The following is a 19125-nucleotide window of genomic DNA, read 5'->3' on the forward strand; positions in this document are numbered from 1 at the left end:
CGATCTTCCTGAACTCTAGGCAGCCTCCGCGCTCGGCACAGCTTCGTTGATCCGCTTCTGATTTATAAGATTCAACAGATGCACCGATGCTCGGGCATCGCACAGAGCACGATGATGATGCTTGAGCTCAATTCCGTAGATTTCGCAAAGCTTCCCGAGTCCGAAGGACTTGTGTCCCGGATAGCGCCGCCGCATCCCCGCACACGTGCAGAGCTTCGGGAATCTAAAGCGCCGCCCGATCCGCTCGAATTCGTGGGCAATGAATCCGTAGTCGAAGCTGACGTTGTGAGCGACGAAGATGCCGTCCCCCATGAACTCCATTAATGGGTCGGCAACCTCGGCGAACAACGGTGCATCCCGAGCCATCTCGTTCGTGATGCCGGTCAGTTGGACGATTTTTGCCGGAATGGCACGCTGCGGGTTGAGCAGAGAGTGCCACTCGCCCACGACGCGGTGGTTGCGTACCTTCACCGCGCCGATCTCGGTGATACGGTCGCCGTTCGACCATGAGCCGGTGGTCTCGACGTCGACCACCACGTAATCCTGCTCGGGGTCGAACCGATAGTCGACCCGCCCGATCTCAGCCACGATGCCGGCTTCGCCGAGCTGACGGAGACGGGTCAGTTGGTTGCGGCGGATCACATCGCCTTCCGCCTTGACCTCCATGAACGACGCCTTGCCGGCTTGCACCAGCATGAGGTCGGGGAAGCCGTCTCGCATCATGCGGAAATCGTCGGACATGCTGCCGAGGATTCTGGCGATGCCGGCCGGGTCGACCCCTTCCAGCAGCGCGCGCAGCGTCTCCACCTGCACATGATCCCAACTGAAGATCCCGTTCGGCCGGCCCCATTTTCCAGCAACAGTGCGGAGGATCAACGGAGGGCTGATCCGGACGCGATGGCTGCTAGTTTCTCGTCGATCGTCGCGGCGAAAAGCCGACGGAAGCTGCGGTCCTTCAGGCAGTGAGGCAGCCAATCGAACCCGCTGGGCATGCGGGTGCTCTCAAACAGCTCGTCCCAGAAGAGCAGGCCGAACAGAGTGTGCCACAACACGTTCTCGGTGAAGAAAACCTTCGCGCCCTCGCGCCGCAGCACGCCGGCGACGCCCGCTTCGGGATTGCCTCGATGGGTGTCGTCGACGGTGATCGTGCGGCCGGACCGCAGAAGTTCGGTGTAGAGCCCTGTACGCCTGCCGCCGAACTTACGGGCATAAAAGTCCGTGGCGAAGAGGTGTTCGCCATCGCTGGCGGGATCATCGATCATCCGCTGCAGCAGCGCTTCGGCCTCGCCCTTGTCGCCCGTGTTGTAGAGCAGACGAACCAAGCGCTCGTTGCAGTCGGGGGAAGGCCCGGCACGATAGAGCTGCCGGGCGAGATCGCTCTCGCCCGCTTTCTCGAAGAAAAGCCCCGACTGATGCGCGGCTCGACTGCGGAGATCGGCGGCGAACTCGGTCGTGCAGGCAGGCCCTGCCAGCACGTCGACGGCGGCCTGTTTGTGAACAGCTTCCGATCCGTCCTCCAGGCTGGCCAGGACCCGACTGTAATGGAACGAAGCGAGCGCCTCCTCGGCATCGGTGAAGCGTGCGCTGAACGAGGTCTCGCGATTGGTGCGGAGGATCCCCAGGTCGCGCAGCGCGAAGTTTTTCAGATCTACCTCGGTCTTGCCGAAATACAGGTATAGCAGGAACTCGATCGGCCGCGTCCCGTCGAGCGCGATGAAATTGTGGGCGCCGCAGTGCTGGGCGGCGACCGAAAAGGGGATGCGCTCAAGGTAGTAGTCAATGAACCGGCTTTGACCAGGACTTCCGGACGTCTCCTCGCCCTGCCGCCTGCGCACCAGTCACAAGGACGTCCTTCGGCAGGCATGAGACGAAGGCCGCATAGTCCTCTTCGCCAAGCGCCCGTGCGTGACCGGCCGCGGTCAGATCGGATGCCGCCCGCTCGACGTCATCGATCTCGGTGTAGTTGAATAGGGATCGGTTGAATATGGCGCCACGCCGGTTGATCATCCGGACCAGCAGGCATCGCGCATCTCTCGGAAGGGCCTCGAACCGCGCTATGAACGCGTGATGTTCCGGACCAAGCACGGAGGCGTACGTCCGCTGCACGAACCCCAGCATTTCGGCGAAGTGGTCCAGGTAATAGTAGACGGGCAGTTGAGGCAGTTTGGCCAAGCGGACCTTCGCGGAAGGAATCGTTCGTTCTATTTCTGTTCTAACGCCGTCCTCAGAGTCAAGGGGCTCGACGGCTACAGGCGACCACTTCCGCATACTTCGGCTCTCGCCGGCGCTGCGTCTTCCTTCACGCCCCGCGCGACGATACGCAGCGCCCCCTCCGGAAGCGGCCGCTGCAGCTTCAGGGCCTCCTCGGCGGGTGCCGTCATCCAGGTTTCGACCTCGTCCCGCGTCGTGAGGATCACCGGCATCGCCTTCGGATGGATGGCGAAGCCTTCGGCGTTGGCCTCCGTCGTCAGGAATGCGTAGAGGTCGTTGGTAGTCTCGCCTTCTTTGACCTTCCTGACCGATGTCCAGTTGGTCCAGATGCCGGCGAAGCAGGCGAGCGGGCGGGTCTCGTCGAACGCGAACCAGATGTCGCCGCCCTCGGCCTTGTTGAACTCGCTGAACGAGTTGAACGGCACCACGCATCTATTCTCGACGCCGAGCCAGCGCGTCCAGTGCTTCGACTTCACGTTCCGGATGTTTGTGGTGCCGCTGTCCGGCTCCATCCGCAGCAGCTCCTTGAAGTCGACCGTCTTGCCCCTGGCCTGCAGTTTCTCGGCCCGCTTCTTCGTCGCGTCCATGAGCGCCTTCGACGACGACGGCATACCCCATCGGGCCGTGGCGAGCTCCCGACCCGCAGCGCCATTGCGGACGATCGGCGCCGTGTAGTCGGGAAAGACGCCTGGCATCGGCGCGAGATTGCCGACGTAGCGGTTGACGACGCGGAACAGCGCGCTGATGGCGGCCTGGTTGGCAGTAATCGAATACAAATTGCATATCGTCAGGTCTCCGGAGCGGCCTGGCGAGGGCGCTGCGCCAACTGTAGCGGCGTGGCAGCAGGTCGGCGATTGGCCTTGGCGCATTTGCTGCAGCGAAGCCGGCTCGCTAGGTCGTGGACAAACGTGGTCGGCGGATGGCGTCACCAGCTTGCCACCGATGTACACGACCTGGCTAAGTCCCAAGATTCCAAGCAGCGTCTGCGGGATCTCGAAGGACGAGAGCTGGGTAACGCCGCCAATGATCAGGGCTCCGGCCACGACGACGCTGAAGATGAAGCTCTGGTATCGGTATACGTCAAACTCGCCGTCGGTCGTGAACAGGTCGCGCCAGTGCGCATCAATGCTGTTGGGATTGAGGGTCGAGGGAAGCCATTGCTTGCGCAACAGCCAAGCCTTGTTCTCTGGGGTGATGGTGGTGCGGGAGTTGTCGGCTCCCTTGGCCACCGTCGAGCCGATGCCCGCGATGCCGAGAAGCAGCAGGACCGTGCTTGAGATATCGGTGAGCACGCCGGTGCGGAGGAGGAAGTAGGTGATCAACCCGAACACGATCAGCGAGAACATCAGAATCTGTAGCTTGCCCAGGCTGGCCTTGCCGTCGACTCCGGCGCTCATCGCGATTGGGTCGAGATAGGCGAGCACCTGAGGGGGGCGGCTCGTCCTGAACGCGAACGCGGCAATGAGATAGCCTAGGAAGACGATGAGGCAGGCGAGCATCGAACTGTACAGGCTCGGGCTCACCCGCACGGCCGTCTCGGACACCTTGAATGGCGATCCGCCTTGGCAGGTGAAGACATAGAGCTGGGCCTGTCCCCACGGAGCAGCCAAAACATCCGGGATACGCAGATTGATGATGGTGCGGTCTTTCTTCAGCAAGCCTTTCTTGATGATCGGATCGGTTTCGGCCGCCTGACGGGCCTTGACGTCGGGCCGGTCCATGATCACTGGCGCCGATGTGCCGATATCGAGGGCGCCGAAGTAGTAATCGGTATCCGAGAAGGGCTCGTCGAGTCCGACGTCGACGGTTCCTCCGGTCGGCAGCAGGAAAGTATCAAGAATGATCCGGCCACCGACCTGGCGCCGCTTGTTGAGCAGTTCAGAGGCGGCATCCTCCGGCGTGATGCAGAGGTCCCTGGGGTCGTGCTTTTTCTTGGCAGTCGGAGGGGGTTGCAAGGGAGCATCCGCTTCCGCAGGGGGGTAGGCAAAGGGAGTGCTTGAGGAGGCGTTTGACCTTGGTTGGCTGGGCCCTGAGCGGTCGCTTTGTCGGCAGCCGTACAGCTAAAAAAGGCAGCCAGGAACAGGACAAGGCAGAATCGCATTTGTCACTCCGCAATGGCTTCTCAGATATGGACCAGACTGGTCGCGGGTAAGGCTGTGGGCGGTCGCCAAGTTGTTTCCCCGCAGGGCAGGATCAGGCCGGGCCGGACCTGCCCGAGACGGTGAACGTTTCGATGAGGTGCGGCAGTAAGGGTGTCGACGGCACCCACCGCGGCTCCGCCGGGTTGCCGACTTTGTAATGGGGATTGTCGTTCCAGTCGCCGCGCTTCGGGACGTTTTCCAGGCCGACCGCATGAACTTGCACGTCATCACCCTGGATGCAGAGGCGTAGGAAGTTATTGAAATGGCCGATGCGCAACGCGCTGAACGCATCATTGCGGTTCATCCGCAACCAGCGGCACGTTAGAAGCATGTTGAGGCCGAAGTAGGTACTGCCGAGCGCGAAGCCGACGACGCCCATTTCAACGCTGAGGATACCGAGCCACTTCCAGACGCTGTACCACGAACCCGACAGAACGAAGTGACCGGCATTGAATGAGGCAAACCAGCGCGCCGTGACGATGGCCGTCCCGACGTGCGCGGCCACGTGTATCAGGCTCGAGCCGACGACTACCGTCGCCTTTTTGAACTGAAGCCAGAGCTTTTCGCCGGCGAGCGCGTCGAAGTCGCCTGGGTTGATCCGGCGCCTGCGCCATTTTCGATAGATGTCGGACAGGGAAACGTTTTCCTGGGTCGTAGTGTATCCGATGATGCCGCTGCCAAGGGCCAGTGCGACGAGGATATAGATGTCGATCTCGTCCCGCAGGCCGACAAGGACGCCGACCGAGAAATAGACCAACGCCATGAACACCGAGAAATCCCAGTTCGTGAGGGCAAACCACAGATTGCGCCAAAGCAGCCGCCGGCTTGTCTCCATTGGCAGGTAGACCGCCGGCTCCTCCGTCTGGTCCTTGTTCGCGAGAGTGAGTGGTACCTTTCTGCCGTTCCACCTGACGCTGACGTCCTTCTCCAGTTGGTGCGTTGGATGAAGGAACGCGCCGCCGCCGCCGGACGTCACGAACTGGGCACCGTCGGTGGCCTGATAGCGGCTGTAGTGGTGGGTGTCGCCTGAAAGCAAAAGTGGGATCGTCAGTTTCTTGTTCGCCCTGTTGGCAAGGTAGAGCGCATAGTCGACGATCTCCCAGGACTTCGTGTTGGTGTCCGTGTAGAGCCAGCCGGGCTCGGCGGTGCACAGGATGATCTTCGAACCCGGTAGCAGCTGGTTTGACTGCGCTATGAGGTTGAAATAGTCGGCCTGTGGCTGATCCATGTCTTCGGCCAGCTGGATGTCCATCGCCCAGAGCCACCAGCTTTTTGTCAGCTGGATCGCGAAATAGCTCCGCCGTTGTTGGGTTCGCCAGGTGCCAAAGTGTGTGGGGGTCGGGCGCGTGAAGTAGGCGAGGAATTGCACCAGCCCGTCGTACCAATCATGGTTGCCTGGTATGGCGAAGAGGGGAACGCCGCGAACGTCTTTCCGGTCGTGGTCGGGTGACGCCCACTGGTAAGGCTGTCGGAGCTGGTTCTTATAGGTCTGGGCATTGGCGAGAGGATAGACCTCATCGCCGCCCATGATGAGCATTTGCCCCCTCGGAAGCTTCACGCCATCCAGATCCAGCTCCTTCCGCGCCAGGAGGCACGCGACGGCGAAAGTGCTGTCAAAGCCGTCGCCGAGATCGGCGACAAAGTCCAGCCATACGGGTCCGTCTTGCGTCGGGCTCAGACCGTCTACGAATGCCGTGGCGCGCGTCAGATGCACCTCGGGCGGTACGCTATCCAGGGCGGCCACCATCAGGCGGCGGTCGGCGTACTGGCCGAACATCGCCGAGGTGATCACATTGTTCAGGAGCTTGACGAGAAGGATGGGATTAAACCAATGCACCATCCGGGGATACGTCTTGTAGTCCTTCAGGAATTTCACGGCCATCGAAAGAGTCTCTTGGCGCCCAGGGGCTGAAAACATCGAGATGAAAGATTGGAGCGTAACAGCTGACGGCGGAATTTCAACCAGGGATGGTGTGATCCACAGGTTGCGTGCGGCGCAACAGATGCGGCACGTTCTTCGGCGACTTCTTCAACCTGTTCAGCGGCACGGTGAATTCCGCGACGTCTTTGGTTGGGTTTTCTTGGGCATGTCCATTCTCCTTCTCGGTGTTGACGTTCAGCGCAGACTACGCGCTGAAAGGTCTTGCCGAGCCCTCGAAGAGCGGGTTGGCGTCCGCAGGGGCGCCATTGCCGAGGGGGATCACCGGGCCGGCACAAGCGCAGCGCGGAGGGCCGGGGAGACGGCCACGGCGAGCGCAGCATCCCTTGCGGGCGGCGGGGGCGGAGCCCCGCGAGCGGGATCGTCACCGGAGGCCGGGACCTCGGCCCGGCGCGCATCGCGCGTAGAGCCGCTCGCTTGCGACGCACCCGGAGCGGGAGTTGCGCAAGAATCAAGTTGCAACCGTCCCGCTGATTTGATCAAAATGGTGCATTTCAACGGCTTGGGGGAGCCACATGCCCGTTTCGAACAGGGACTTTGTTGTCCAGGATCTACTGAATTTCTTCCGCAGCCGCTGCACCAACGCCAACCTGATCAAAAACCAGACCTCGAACGTCCGCCATCTGTGCGGATACGATTTCAATCTGGCGGGTTGGCGTCTGCTCGCGGACACGATCTCGTTTCTGCCTCACATCCACGCGTTCGGCTATGGTTTGCGCGCAACCGACATGGATCGTCTCGCGACCGTGGCCCAGATCGCGGACGTCCTGGTCAGCTCACGGCGGCGAATGGCGAATTACAAGGCCAGCCAGCGGACCGGCAGAGCGGGATTTCTTGCACTCGATAGCGAACGCGCGGACACCTGACGGAGGCGACATGGACAGGAGCCGTTATGTGTGGCTGCCGCTGGCGGCCACGATCATCATTGGTGTGTCTACCAGGGAATCTTCGGCAAAAACGACAATTGACGCGGTGTGTGTCCTGCCGGGGCACAAAGTCAAGCGCTACTACCCGGCTTGCGAGAAGGACGGTGGTGAACGGGCGAGCTTCGAGGAAGAGGCCAAGCCGCTCGATGTCTCTGCCAGCAAGAAGCGGGAGAAGAAGTCGACCAAAGTCGTCTTGATATCACCGCCGCCGCCACCACCAGCACCCGCTTTCGCCGCGCTACGTCTGCTGTCCAACCCGCTCGAATCGAAAGCCTGCCACGACGGCTGGAACGCCCATCTTTCCATTGGCGACAGCTTCAACGACCTGAATTTCCTCGACACGACAAACTGCAATGGCGCCCTCGCCAAGGGAGCGCAGTTCTCCTGGGCGCGGGACCGGGTCGCGTTCAATGATCAATGGGCGGCGAAAGGCGCAATGGCGGAAAAGCTCATCTGGATCAATCCGGATCCGCTCCCGAGCGGGCCCTATATGAACCTTTTCGCCGTCGCGCCGACGGTGACCTTCCAGAGGGTGACGAACAGCAATTCCGCCCTGGCCGCACAGAACGCCAACGTGCTGACGTACGGGTTCTCCAGCGAGGCGCTGTTCGCCCGTATCCCCGACCTCGGCAACGGGATCTGGCAGGTCTATACGCGGGCCCGCGCCAATGTGATTTCAGATTTTAGCGGTCTGACCAAATCTTATTCCGCCACGGCGGAGATAGAGCCGCTCAGTGACACGTACAGCATCGGCAGCAACATCCCGGTCGGGCAGATCGGCTACTTTTGGTTCCGCTGCTGCGGGCCCAGTATTTCGAGCGCGCCAGCAAGCTGGCGAAGGATCCGATCTTCGACACTCGCGATCAGGTCTTGCGCGCCGGCCCGGTCATTTCACTCAACTTCGTGCCGCAGGATGACAGGGACGTCGATCCGAACAAGCCGCCTCCAGCGCCCAAATGGCTATTTAACCTCACCTACAGCTGGTATCGCGACTTCTACAGCGGGCGTACCTTCGATCACTTCAATCCCTCGCTGACCTACAACTTCACCGACAACATCGGCCTGACGCTGGCGTATGAAAGCGGCAAGATTGAACAGACGGGCAAAAAGGTGGACCTGACCACGATCAGCCTGAGCGTAAAAAATTAAAGCTCGCCTTGGCGCGCGGCAGCTCGCCTGCAGATAGAGGGTGTGTGACGTGGGGCAGCGGAAAAGAGGATGGGCTCGGTACCCTTTCACCAGGTTTCCGATACGGCCCGAGGGGGAAAACATGAAGGACGAAACTTCCGGAACGCCAAGTTCGCCTGAGACCGCATTGGACCGGGGACTCCGCTACGGCACCGGCCTCGTCAGGGTCGGTTTCCTGTTCATGGCTTTTGCGTATGTGGCCTTCCACTGGGCCGATCTGTCACAGTGGCTGTCGACCATCACGCATGGCGAAGCCTTCGGCATCAAGTTCGACAGGGCTGTCGCCGAACAGAAGGTCAGCGAGCTGAAGACGGTCTCGCAGCTGGGCAGGAGCTTCGCGCAAGGTGCGGTGGCGCGGGCCGCACGTGTTGGGGAAGCGGTTTCCGGCGCACGCATTCTGTGGCTGGACACCAACCTCTCGAACAACGTCATCGAACGGCAGGCCCTCGAAGCCATGAACATCGCCGTGCAGCGATCGCTTTCCCTGGAGGATGCGCAGCGGCTGGCGAAGCAGGCTGTCGTTGATGGCGAGCCTTATGATCTCATCATCAGCAACGTGAGTAGTATCGCTGGGCCGGGCTCTCTGGAAAAATGCCCGGTGACGTTCAGTCAGGTGCCCTATGGCGTCGAATGGAAAGGCAGCCCGGCGGAGTTCAGCGCGTCACAAAATCGGTCGCCCCGGGTGGGGTTCGCTTTCGCGGAATGGCTTGCAACGGATGAGGTCACCCGAAAGGCCTATATGCAACCGAGCCAGCCGAAGCTCATTTTCTACACGGCTTCGAACGGCGGCATTGCGGCGACCGTATGCGCGCGGTTAATCACCAACTACGGCGACATTCTGCTTCAGAACGTGGTCAGCGCGCTTGAGGAATTCAGGTGGACGAAGCTGCCGCCGCTGCCGAAAGCGAAAGGCGATGGAAAAAGCTCCGCAAGCTCAAAGGGAGAACTGGAAGAGGCCGTACGCTAGAGTGCTCCAAAAAAGCCAAGAAGGAGGCCGCTGGCCAGAAGGAGATGTTGATGCCGATCGCAGGCAAGAATCCCGCGAGGGAAGCGGCGAAGAAACCCGCGACCGGAGCGCGCCGAAAGTCCGCGTGAAGAACGTGAAACATCCGGTGACGCCCGACGGCAGGTACTTCGTCGTACGCGGACGCCTGTGGCGGATGGCTAGACGGGACCTTGGCGAGCAGGAAAGGTCCGAGCTGGTGAAGCGCCTGATGGCTGCCAGGAGGGCAGTTCGCAACGCCAAGGTCGCTGCCGATCCGCAAGCGGAAGCAGCAGCCCACCGAAATGTTGATGCCGCGAAGCGCGCTCTGGGCGAGCGCGGACCAGTCTGGTGGACCGATGGCACCCCCGATTTCAACCGCCACATGGCGAAGAACACGCACTATGCCGACTGGTATGCGGGAGTCACCCGCTCGCGCCAAGGAGGGTTCTGAATGCTGAAAGCCGCGGTTTTCGATATCGACGGCACATTGATCGACTCGGTCGATCTTCATGCCCTCGCCTGGCACAAAGCAATGGTGAAGTTCCGACGTCAGCTTCGAGCAGGCTCGCAGCCAGATCGGCAAGGGAGGAGACCAGCTCAATCCAGTCTTTCTGTCTGCCGACGAGCAGCGAGACCACGGCAAAGAAATGGAGGAGTGGCGCGGCAATCGCTTCAAGACCGCACATCTGCCGCTTGTCCGCCCGTTTTTGGCAGTCCCAGACTTGTTGCGCCGGATTCGCCACGCCAAGAAGGATGAACTAGCGACGTACCTCGATATCGCAGGCATCACCGATCTGGTGGACGTGGCCACCTCTTCCGACGACGTCGAGCAGTCTAAGCCCGCCCCGGACGTCTTCGAAATCGCACTCAACAAACTCGGGATCAAAGCCAGCGATGCCATGGCAATCGGAGACACACCGTACGACGCTATCGCGGCCGGAAAAGCCGGGATCGCCGCGATCGGCGTTCTATGCGGCGGGTTCACTGAGGAGACGCTGCGCCGGGCCGGTTGCGCAGAAATATATACCGGCCCCGCCGGGCTGTTCGCCTGCTTCGACAGCTCTCTTCTGGCAAGTAAGTGATCACCTTGCGACGCGCTCGCCCGTAGACCGCCGCCTGGGTCGTAGCCCGCCGGCGCAGCGCTAGGGGCAGCACCTCAAACTTCGCCCTGTCCAGAGAAGATCGACGCGGGCAATGGGCGCTCAATCCTGGCTCTGTCTGAGCTTAGGGGACCTCCTTTGTTGGCGGGCCTTCCCAGTAACTTGGTGCGTTGGAGTAGCGATTTCCAATTCGCTTAAACTGCTTCAAGGAATAGATGCTTTGACCCACGGCTCTATCCATCGCCAGTTTTGCAGATGATATGACCAACAATCGCCTTGCGGAAACGAAATTGTGATTCTAACATAGGTTGTTTGCATTGATCCGCGCCAATGACGATCCGATTTCTTGTGAGGCTATTTCCGTTTTTGATTATGGGGGCGATGTTCAATGTGAACACGGCCGCGGCGGAGCATCGGCCGTTAATATTCATCCCAGGCCTGATGGGGACTAGGCTCTGCGATATCGCTGGTGCCACTATATGGGGTGATCGCTATTCTTACACAGCGAACCGTCTCAAATTGTTGCGGTTGCCTATTTCGTTCGATCCCAAAAATCTGGCTATCGTTCCGTGTGGGGTCCTGGATCAGGTAAGCATAATCCCACTCTTTTGGGAAAGTAACGTATATCTTCCACTTCGCACTCAATTCCGCTCATTGGGCTATCGATCTGGTGGCGATTGCTCGTCTCCGAGCAAAGGGGAATTCAACCTCATAGATTTCGGCTACGACTGGCGCCTTTCCTCTATTAGGAATGCGGAGTTACTCAAGAAGTGTATGGATGAACTATTCCCTGGAAAGACGGTCGATATAGTTGCCCATAGTGCCGGTGGTCTTGTCGCGCGCGCTTATGTTCAAGCTTTCGGCGGCGCCCCCCGGGTGCATAAGCTGATTTTTCTCGGGACGCCTCATCAGGGCTCGGTTGAGATCTTTCGAAGGCTGACGGAGGGCCTAGAAAGTTGGCCAGACTCGTTTGCTGGAGGTCTTTCTGAAATTCAGCGGACGATTCTCTCCTTCCAAAGTACTTATGAACTTCTCCCGACATATGAGCATTGCTGTACGTTCAAGGATAGAAAGAACAACAAGTCTGACGAATTCCTTGCTCACGATCCGTCAGCATGGATGCGATTTTCCTGGCTGCCGCCGGACATTAGAAACAGACCAGGCTTCGCTTTGATTGAGCGGCGTTTGTCAGAGGCAGAGGAAATGACGCGACTCGCTGCCAAGCCGATTTTTAGCGATGTCAATCACGCGCAACCAATCTTCATTGCCAACGCATACATTAGTACGTGGTCGAGGCTCTATTTCGATGCGACATCAGGAATAATTTTCGACCACACAGAAGTTGAGGGCGACAAGAGAGTCTTGCTCAAAAGTGCGGCGAATGGTGATCCCGACAATTTTTTCCCTTCCCACAGGGAGCATGACGAACTGTTCGTAGGTCAAGATCCGGAGAAGAAGCTAGAGACGGCGCTGAGTGACCGCGACTGGACATCGGCATCAAAGCGATCTCCGGTTTTGCTGGAGGATGCATCTCGGCGAAAATACACCCTCTCGGGGCTCGATTTTAGCGCTTCGTCGCGCTTGGTCGAGGTTGATTCGACCAATGAATTCGCCGTGACGCTCTTCGGCGATGAGCGGCTCCGTCAGGCCGAACTATCGCACCTGAACGTGACAATCATCGACGCGGACGGCAATTATCGTGCCTCGATCGTGAAGTCAGACGAAGCGCAAGGTAATGCAAATGTTGTTCGAAAGATTGTCTTCTCTTTCACGGTACCACCGGGACCAGGATCGGGGAAAATTGTCTTCGACCTCCCTGGTTTTGCGGCATTCGACGAACCAATTTTAATTTTGGAACGACAATAGGCGGTTGGGTCGTGGTCCGTTTCGATTCAAAGTTGTTGCTGAAGTCTCTGCTGACTTTCTGCTTGATTGGACAAGTCGCGCCATCCCACTCGGCAACGGAGCAAGACCTCTTTCATCGCTATGAGCAGGCCATAGTGAAGGTCACCGTCACCGGTAAGGGAATCAATAATCGCGAGAAAGATCCCGCGGAAGGTTCTGGTGTAATTATCTATTCTAAAAACTTCACACTGATCTTGACCGCTGCGCACGTGATCGGATCGAATTCGAAAACGAGTAACCCAGATTGGATGGTAGATAACGGTAAGATTGCCAGGAAGATACAGGTCGAAGGATTGGATTCGAAAGGTGCCTTAGGGGTCCTCAACCAAGATGCTGATGTGTTGCCGGTTCAATTTCCAGACGGTATCGACATCGCGGTCTTGAGCATTCCTCAACGAGGTTACTCAGCCGTCCTCCTTCCAAAGCCGAAGCTCAATTTTAACACCGCATATGACGTAATGTTGTTGGGCTTTCAGAAAGGCCGACGGGAGCTTAGTGCTCCTTGGCAGTCTACATCTGGTGTACCAAAATCCTCAGGAGTGTTCGAGACAAGCTTACCGTCGCGTCACGGTGAGAGTGGGGGGGCTTGGCTCGATCGTCGCAACGGTCAGCTCCTAGGTGTTGCGAGCGGAGTATATAGTACGCCCGAGAGGACCCAGTATTCGGCAGGATACGTTCCGTTGGTGATTGGCCAACTTCAGGTTCTCTTCCCCAAGAACTCAGCCGAGGGCCCGAGGACGCCGCCTGAGGTCGAGGTGGAGGACTCGGACACGTTCGCGCAGCCCAGCACACCAGTCGATCGCAGCCAATGGACCAAATTTTACCTGCAGCCTGCTCCCGGCACTAATTCGCCCATAAGCGGAAGCCGATACGGTGTGGTGGTTGCCTCTTTTGATTCAATTGACGCTGCCAAGCAAAAGCTTCTCCAATTGTGCAGCAAGTTTCCCAACACGAATTTTGCGCTGCTTGGATCAGAGAGTCCGAACGGGGGGAAATGGCAGATAGAAGCCGGCTATAACTTAACCGGCGAAGGGGCAGACAGCTTAGTGCAAGCTGTGAGGAAGCTTGGCGTTGCAAAAGACGCTTACAAGAGAATATACGGATGGGATGGAAATCCGGCCAACTTCCCAGATTGCGGAAATCCGTATCGAGTATTCCCTCGATAGCGGAGCAGTCAACGTTCGATGTCTTCGACGCTCACAAGCCCGTCTTGAGCGCTAGATTTACTAATTCCTACAATATTCCACCTCTTGGGAGGAGAAGCGACTGCTCAGGTCGGCGGCTTCGCCCGGTCCTCTGTCGACGCGTCGAACAAGGGGTGGGTCGGCTATGATGACCTCGAGCGATTGCGCGAAAGGGAAACGTCAAAGCCGTCTACATCGTTCTGCCGAACTCGATGCACAAGGAATACGTCCTCCGGTCGGCTGCGATCGGAAAGCACGTGCTCTGCGAGAACGGGCGGGTCCACTGGGCCGCGACCGCGGACGTGTCGGCGAAATCGCCCGTGGTCCCAGATCTCATCATCGAGCGCGACGAAACGGTTCTTTGGTTCTTGGCGGTCGATCCCGACGGCAAGCACGAAGTCGGCGAGCCGGTGAAGTGGGCCAACACGTTGACGCTGACCTACGAACCAAAGGAAGTGATGGGCAAACGCACGGTGGCGCTGACCGTCAAGCCGCGCGGCGCCATCCGCTGGAATACCGACGGCACCAACGCTCGCGAGGGAAAGCCCTACACCGGCCCGGTCCCCATCGAAGGCGACGACGAGGTCAAGGTGTACGCTTACGCCGAGGACGAGGGCGTCGAGACGTCGAAGGTCTTCACGATCAGGCCGGCGAAGGCGGGTGCTATCCAACTCGATCTGGACAAGCCGGTGATCATCCGGAAACGGCAGAAAATAGCTTCGACGGCGGACGTATTTTCGACGCTCAAGGCGCTCAAGGTTGCCCATGCGAAACTGAAAGGCAGCCTGGCCGTCACGGTCGGACAGGGCGACGTCAACGCAACGACCCGCTTCGGGCCGCAGACCACGCTCGCGCCCGACGCCGTGGAGGCATTCCTCGGCGCGGGCCGCAGCGCGCTCGGCAACGACACGGCGGAGGCCGAGATCGGCTTTACGGAGGTTCACTTTGAAACGGGCCGGGAGATGGAAGAGTTCATAGCGACCGTCGGATGGGCCGTCGGGCCGGATGAGGTTGAACAAGCGTGAGCGAACGTAAGACGACAGGCTTCGGCTTCCCGAACGATATCGACCCGCATCACTTCGTCGTCGATATCCCCGCTGCGCGCGCCAACCCGGTCGTCATTACCGAGCAGTTCGGCCTGGCCGGCGGGTCCAACGGCATGCCGGATTCGCTCGAGCGGTGCCGGCTTGGTCAGGACGTCTGGAACGCGGTCCGCAAGGAACTTGAGCGCGTGCTGAACGAGCGCCTCAAGGAGAAGAAGCTTACGACCAGCCACTGGAAGAGCGGCAAGAACCAGGTGGAGCGGCTTCTCGGCCGCGAACTCTGCGTCTTGCTGTGGGCGATCGAGGCCGCGCCAAAGGAGACGATTCCCAACGCCGTCCGCAACTGGAGCGGGCTCAAGCCCGAAGAACGCTGGTGGCTGTTCGCCATGGCGGCCTTGATGACCGGGACCTCGCAGGACGTCGATATCGGTTGGCGGAAGGCACTACGTGTGGCGCTGACCGAGAATCCGACCGGTGAAGAGGTCGTGGCCATCCGTGCCAAGCGGCCGACGAAAACCGAGGAGCGCCCCCAGCTTCCTCTCTTTGAGCGCATGAAGTGAAGAGTGTGAGCATGGACGCCAAGGTCGCGAACCCAAAGATCGTGCCTTTTTCGCTGAAGGACGCTCCCTCATTGATCGAGCGAGTGTGGCCCGCTCAAAAAATCTCGGTCGAGGCACAGAAGGAACGGAAGGCTGGTCAAGGCCAAACGCTCACTTCTTTGGGTTCTTACTGGAAGGGAAGAAAGCCACTGTTCCTCGCGGAGGCCTGTTTGTGGGGTGCGCTACTTCCAGCAACGGGAGACGATGCTGCCGATCTTGAGATCTTAGAAACTCTGCTCGGGATGACTGAGGATCAGATCGCCGACCGGCTGAAAGCCGGTCCGACGTTGGAGCAGGTGAAGAAATATGCAAGTGCCGAGCAGCGTGCAGAGCTCATCGAACAATATGAGGACGAGGGCGAAATAAAAGAAAGGCTGCGGTCGCTTCCGCGCGAAGCTCGCAAGTCGGCTGCCGCATTCATCTTTGCGCGCATGCCTTATGCAGAGCGCGTATCGGCGTTGAGCCGTCCTGAAGAGGTAAGCCCTAATCTTTTGATCCAAGCTAGATTGCCCAAGATCAATGCGCGCCTCGGAACCAATGCAACTACGATGGTCGAGCTCGTTAATCAACTGGGCATCATGCGCTTTGGTCATACGCCTAAGGTTGCCGATACTTTTTGTGGCGGCGACTCGATCCCATTTGCCGCCGCTCGATTAGGCTGCGAAGTATACGCAAGTGATCTGAATCCAATCGCGGCAATGCTCAGTTGGGGCGCTCTCAATGTGATCGGCTCAAGTGAAGGCAGGCGCAGCGAGATACAAGCCTCGCAACAGCGACTCGTCAAACAGATCGACGACAAGATCACCGAGCTCGGCTTTGAGCATGACGAGCAGGGGAATCGCGCTAAGGCCTTTCTATACTGCCTTGAAACAAAATGCCCACAATCCGGTTGGCGAGTCCCGCTGCTGCCGACCCTGATAATTTCAAAGAACAAGAAGACGATCGTCCGACTCAAGCCAAATCATTCGCACAAGCGGTTTGATGTCGAGATCGATGAAAATGTATCCGCGGCGGAGCTGAAGCGAGCTGCCAACGGCACAGTTCACGACGGCGCGTTGACCTACGAGCTTGATGGCGAGCGATACACCACATCCATCAAGTCCATTAGGGGCGACCGAAAGGCCCCTGACGGATCGAATGCAAGCAATTTGCGTGCTTGGGCGAAGGACGACTTTCGTCCTGCGCCCGGCGATATCTTCCAAGAACGACTCTACTGCATTCAATGGATTACTAAGGATTCGCTGAAGAAGGGGCGCCAAGAAACGTTCTTCGCGGCGCCCACCCATCTAGATATCGAGCGTGAGCGGAAGGTGGAGGCGTTTGTTCAGAAACGTCTATCTTCGTGGCAGGCATCGGGTCTCATTCCTGACATGCGCATCGAGCCTGGAGACAACACATCGCAGCCCATCCGGGAACGAGGATGGACTTATTGGCATCATCTCTTTCCTCCCCGACATCTACTCGTCCTTGGTTTGATTCGAGAGAAAATGGAAGGAGCCGAGGCGTGCCTGGACTTTTGCGGGATGCTGAACATAACTTCCAAGCTCTGTCGGATTGACAGTACGGCAGAGCAGGGCGGCGCGGTGAAATTTGCGCAGGTGTTCTACAATCAGGCGCTAAACACCCTACTGAATTATGGGGTCCGAGGATCGCTATCGATTTTGAAGTCGGGGAGTCTTCGTCCGCCCCACTTTCAAACAAACGACCACGCAGTCGTTGCTACCCATGAGGCAAAAATGGTGGGTGTCGAGGCCGACCTTTACATTACGGACCCTCCGTACGCCGACGCCGTAAACTACGAAGAGATCACCGAGTTCTTTATCGCATGGCTTCGCAGAAATCCGCCTGCTCCTTTTGACGCGTGGAGTTGGGACTCGCGCCGTCAAATTGCAATCAAAGGGGTGGGAGACGAGTTCCGCCGCAACATGGTCGACGCCTACACGGCGATGGCCAATCACATGCCTGACAATGGCATTCAGATCATCATGTTCACGCATCAGTCAGCGTCGGTTTGGGCCGACATGGCTCAGATATTTTGGGGCGCTGGTCTACAAGTTATGGCGGCTTGGTACATTGCAACGGAAACCACTTCCGACTTGAAGAAGGGCGGCTACGTTCAAGGAACGGTAATACTTGTGTTGAGGAAGCGCTCCGCAAGCGCATCCGGTTACAAGGATGAGATCGTCCAAGAGGTGAAGGCCGAGGTGGCTGCGCAGATCGCCGGCCACGATACCAGCGGCTTTACGACATACCCACTCGCGGGAACGTGGAAATCCGGGTGGTTTCCCGCAAGCACGCGCCCTTCGTGCACGGCAAGGCGGGGGTCATCTACCGCCCGGACGGGACGTCGTCGGCCTTCATGGGCAGCCTTAACGAGACCCGCGAAGGCTGGTCGGCTAACTACGAATTCGTCTGGGAAGATACCTCCGCCGACGGAGTCGCCTGGGTGGAGGACGAGTTCGAGTACCTTTGGACGCTCGGCAAACCTCTTCCGGACGCAATCATCGAGGAGATCGGCCGCAGCGCCCGCCGGGTTGAGGTCCAACTGACAGATCTGAAGCCGACGGAGGTGGCGCCCGCGGCTTTGGTGGAAGCCGACATCTACCGCAAGGGCGAGGAGTTGATGCCCTGACAGCGAGCCTTCGTCGCACTGTTCCTGGAGCACCGTGAAACGTACGGCGGCGTCCGCCTGCTGCTGGCCGACGAGGTCGGGGTCGGAAAGACCCTGTCGCTCGCCGGCGCCGCCTTGGTCTCGGCCCTGCTAGGGGATGGGCCCGTTCTCATCCTCTGCCCGGCGACGCTCACCACGCAGTGGCAGATCGAACTCAAGGACCGGCTCAACATGCCCTCGGCGGTGTGGCTCTCGACCGAAAAGGCATGGCGGCTGGATCCGGACGAGATACCGATGCCATCGATCGGAGCTGCGGGCGTCGTCAAATGCCCACGCCAGATCGCGATCGTCTCGACCGGCCTCATCTTCCACAACACGGAAGAGCGGAAGCATCTCATGTCCAGGTCGCTGGGCATGGTGATCCTGGACGAGGCTCACCGGGCTCGCGGCAAGGAGGATCCGGAGGAAAAGGAGCGGGCCGCCAACAATCTTCTGTCTTTCATGTTCGAGATCGCCAAGCGGGCGCGACACGTTCTGCTGGGGACGGCTACGCCGATCCAGACGAACGTCGAGGACATGTGGGACCTGCTCAAGATTCTCGGGATGGGAGCCGAACAGGTAATCGGCGATGCCTGGAGCGAATGGCGGACCACCGAGAAGGCCGTCCCAGTGATTACCGGCAAGCAGAAGGTCACCACGGAACGGGAGGCTTGGTCGCTGTTCCGCAACCCGCTCCCCGCTGCAGCCGAGAACGAGGTGATCTTTGGCTTCGTTCGCGAAGCGATCCAGCTGCCTGCCACCCGGTTCGTCACCCAGACCAGCTTCAGCGACATCAACGACGCGTTCTGCCGTGACCAGTTCGTTGACGACGTGCTGACGCCGAAGGAGGATTTGGGCTTCTTCCAGCGCAACAATCCGGTGGTGCGCCACGTGGTGCTCCGGAAGCGGTCGACGCTGGAGCGGATGGGGTTGATCCCCAGGATCCCGGTCGACATCCATCCGTTGCCAGGATCGCACATGCCGCCGATGTTCAGCGGCCTTGGGCTCGGAACCTCCCATGCCTTCGACATGGCCTATGAGGCGGCGGACAAGTTCACCAAAGTGCTGCGGAAACGGAAGAAGTCGGCCGGCTTCATGCGCAACCGTCGCGCCCGGGCCAACGCGTTCGACCTCCGCTACGCCGGCGACGTCGTCCCGAAGGGCGAGCGCTGGGAGCTCTGCGAGAAGGTGCTGGCGCGCCACGACGTCAAGCAGAGGCTTTCACGTGGGTGGGGTGAGCGATAACGAAGCGAC

Annotated in this window: 15 protein-coding genes and 2 pseudogenes; 12 read left to right on the plus strand and 5 right to left on the minus strand. The window is 59.4% G+C overall.

The genetic code is table 11. The features are described 5' to 3' along the window. Positions 1-15: 15 nt before the first annotated feature. From RAD10_RS14575 to RAD10_RS14595, 5 genes are all read right to left on the minus strand, one after another. Positions 16-876: an exonuclease domain-containing protein gene (locus RAD10_RS14575; protein WP_461618038.1), complete on the minus strand. Its 861-nt coding sequence runs from the start codon at positions 874-876 to the stop codon at positions 16-18. Beyond that, positions 873-1835: a hypothetical protein gene (locus tag RAD10_RS14580; protein ID WP_461618039.1), complete on the minus strand. Its 963-nt coding sequence runs from the start codon at positions 1833-1835 to the stop codon at positions 873-875. Before RAD10_RS14580 ends, RAD10_RS14575 begins: the two co-directional genes overlap by 4 nt. Further along, entirely contained in the window at positions 1777-2172 is a 396-nt protein-coding gene (locus RAD10_RS14585; protein ID WP_461618040.1) for a hypothetical protein, read from the minus strand. Before RAD10_RS14585 ends, RAD10_RS14580 begins: the two co-directional genes overlap by 59 nt. 74 nt (positions 2173-2246) lie before the next feature. Continuing rightward, entirely contained in the window at positions 2247-2996 is a 750-nt protein-coding gene (locus RAD10_RS14590) for an SOS response-associated peptidase (RefSeq protein WP_461618241.1), read from the minus strand. Positions 2997-4404: 1408 nt separating this feature from the next. Continuing rightward, complete coding sequence (locus tag RAD10_RS14595; RefSeq protein WP_461618041.1) at positions 4405-6234, minus strand: metallophosphoesterase; 1830 nt, start codon at positions 6232-6234, stop codon at positions 4405-4407. A gap of 572 nt (positions 6235-6806) precedes the next feature. Here RAD10_RS14595 and RAD10_RS14600 point away from each other — a divergent pair. From RAD10_RS14600 to RAD10_RS14655, 12 genes and pseudogenes are all read left to right on the plus strand, one after another. After that, positions 6807-7157 carry a hypothetical protein gene (locus RAD10_RS14600; protein WP_461618042.1) on the plus strand — a complete coding sequence of 117 codons (351 nt, stop codon included), beginning with the start codon at positions 6807-6809 and terminating at the stop codon, positions 7155-7157. Between the two features lie 10 nt (positions 7158-7167). Further along, the gene (locus tag RAD10_RS14605) at positions 7168-8253 is read left to right on the plus strand and encodes a hypothetical protein (protein ID WP_461618043.1); all 1086 of its coding nucleotides are present in this window, start codon (positions 7168-7170) and stop codon (positions 8251-8253) included. 234 nt (positions 8254-8487) lie between these two features. Beyond that, positions 8488-9372: a response regulator receiver protein gene (locus tag RAD10_RS14610; RefSeq protein WP_461618044.1), complete on the plus strand. Its 885-nt coding sequence runs from the start codon at positions 8488-8490 to the stop codon at positions 9370-9372. Positions 9373-9505: 133 nt separating this feature from the next. Continuing rightward, positions 9506-9841 carry a hypothetical protein gene (locus RAD10_RS14615; protein WP_461618242.1) on the plus strand — a complete coding sequence of 112 codons (336 nt, stop codon included), beginning with the start codon at positions 9506-9508 and terminating at the stop codon, positions 9839-9841. Continuing rightward, positions 9842-10472, plus strand: a pseudogene (locus tag RAD10_RS14620) (HAD family hydrolase). It abuts the gene before it with no gap. 459 nt (positions 10473-10931) lie between these two features. Beyond that, positions 10932-12356: an alpha/beta fold hydrolase gene (locus tag RAD10_RS14625; protein ID WP_461618243.1), complete on the plus strand. Its 1425-nt coding sequence runs from the start codon at positions 10932-10934 to the stop codon at positions 12354-12356. Between the two features lie 11 nt (positions 12357-12367). Then, the gene (locus RAD10_RS14630) at positions 12368-13561 is read left to right on the plus strand and encodes a S1 family peptidase (protein WP_461618045.1); all 1194 of its coding nucleotides are present in this window, start codon (positions 12368-12370) and stop codon (positions 13559-13561) included. Between the two features lie 275 nt (positions 13562-13836). Beyond that, the gene (locus RAD10_RS14635; protein ID WP_461618046.1) at positions 13837-14604 is read left to right on the plus strand and encodes a chitobiase/beta-hexosaminidase C-terminal domain-containing protein; all 768 of its coding nucleotides are present in this window, start codon (positions 13837-13839) and stop codon (positions 14602-14604) included. Next, complete coding sequence (locus tag RAD10_RS14640) at positions 14601-15182, plus strand: anti-phage-associated DUF3780 domain-containing protein (RefSeq protein ID WP_461618047.1); 582 nt, start codon at positions 14601-14603, stop codon at positions 15180-15182. Before RAD10_RS14635 ends, RAD10_RS14640 begins: the two co-directional genes overlap by 4 nt. Before the next feature lie 11 nt (positions 15183-15193). Continuing rightward, positions 15194-17383 (plus strand): annotated as a pseudogene (locus tag RAD10_RS14645) (anti-phage-associated DUF1156 domain-containing protein); the annotation flags it as partial. A 116-nt stretch (positions 17384-17499) separates the two neighbouring features. Continuing rightward, complete coding sequence (locus RAD10_RS14650; protein WP_461618048.1) at positions 17500-17853, plus strand: phospholipase D-like domain-containing protein; 354 nt, start codon at positions 17500-17502, stop codon at positions 17851-17853. A 24-nt stretch (positions 17854-17877) separates the two neighbouring features. After that, positions 17878-19116, plus strand: coding sequence for a DEAD/DEAH box helicase (locus RAD10_RS14655; protein WP_461618244.1), 1239 nt, complete (start codon positions 17878-17880; stop codon positions 19114-19116). The last annotated feature ends 9 nt before the right edge of the window (positions 19117-19125 follow it).

This window comes from Bradyrhizobium sp. 23AC, assembly GCF_054863025.1.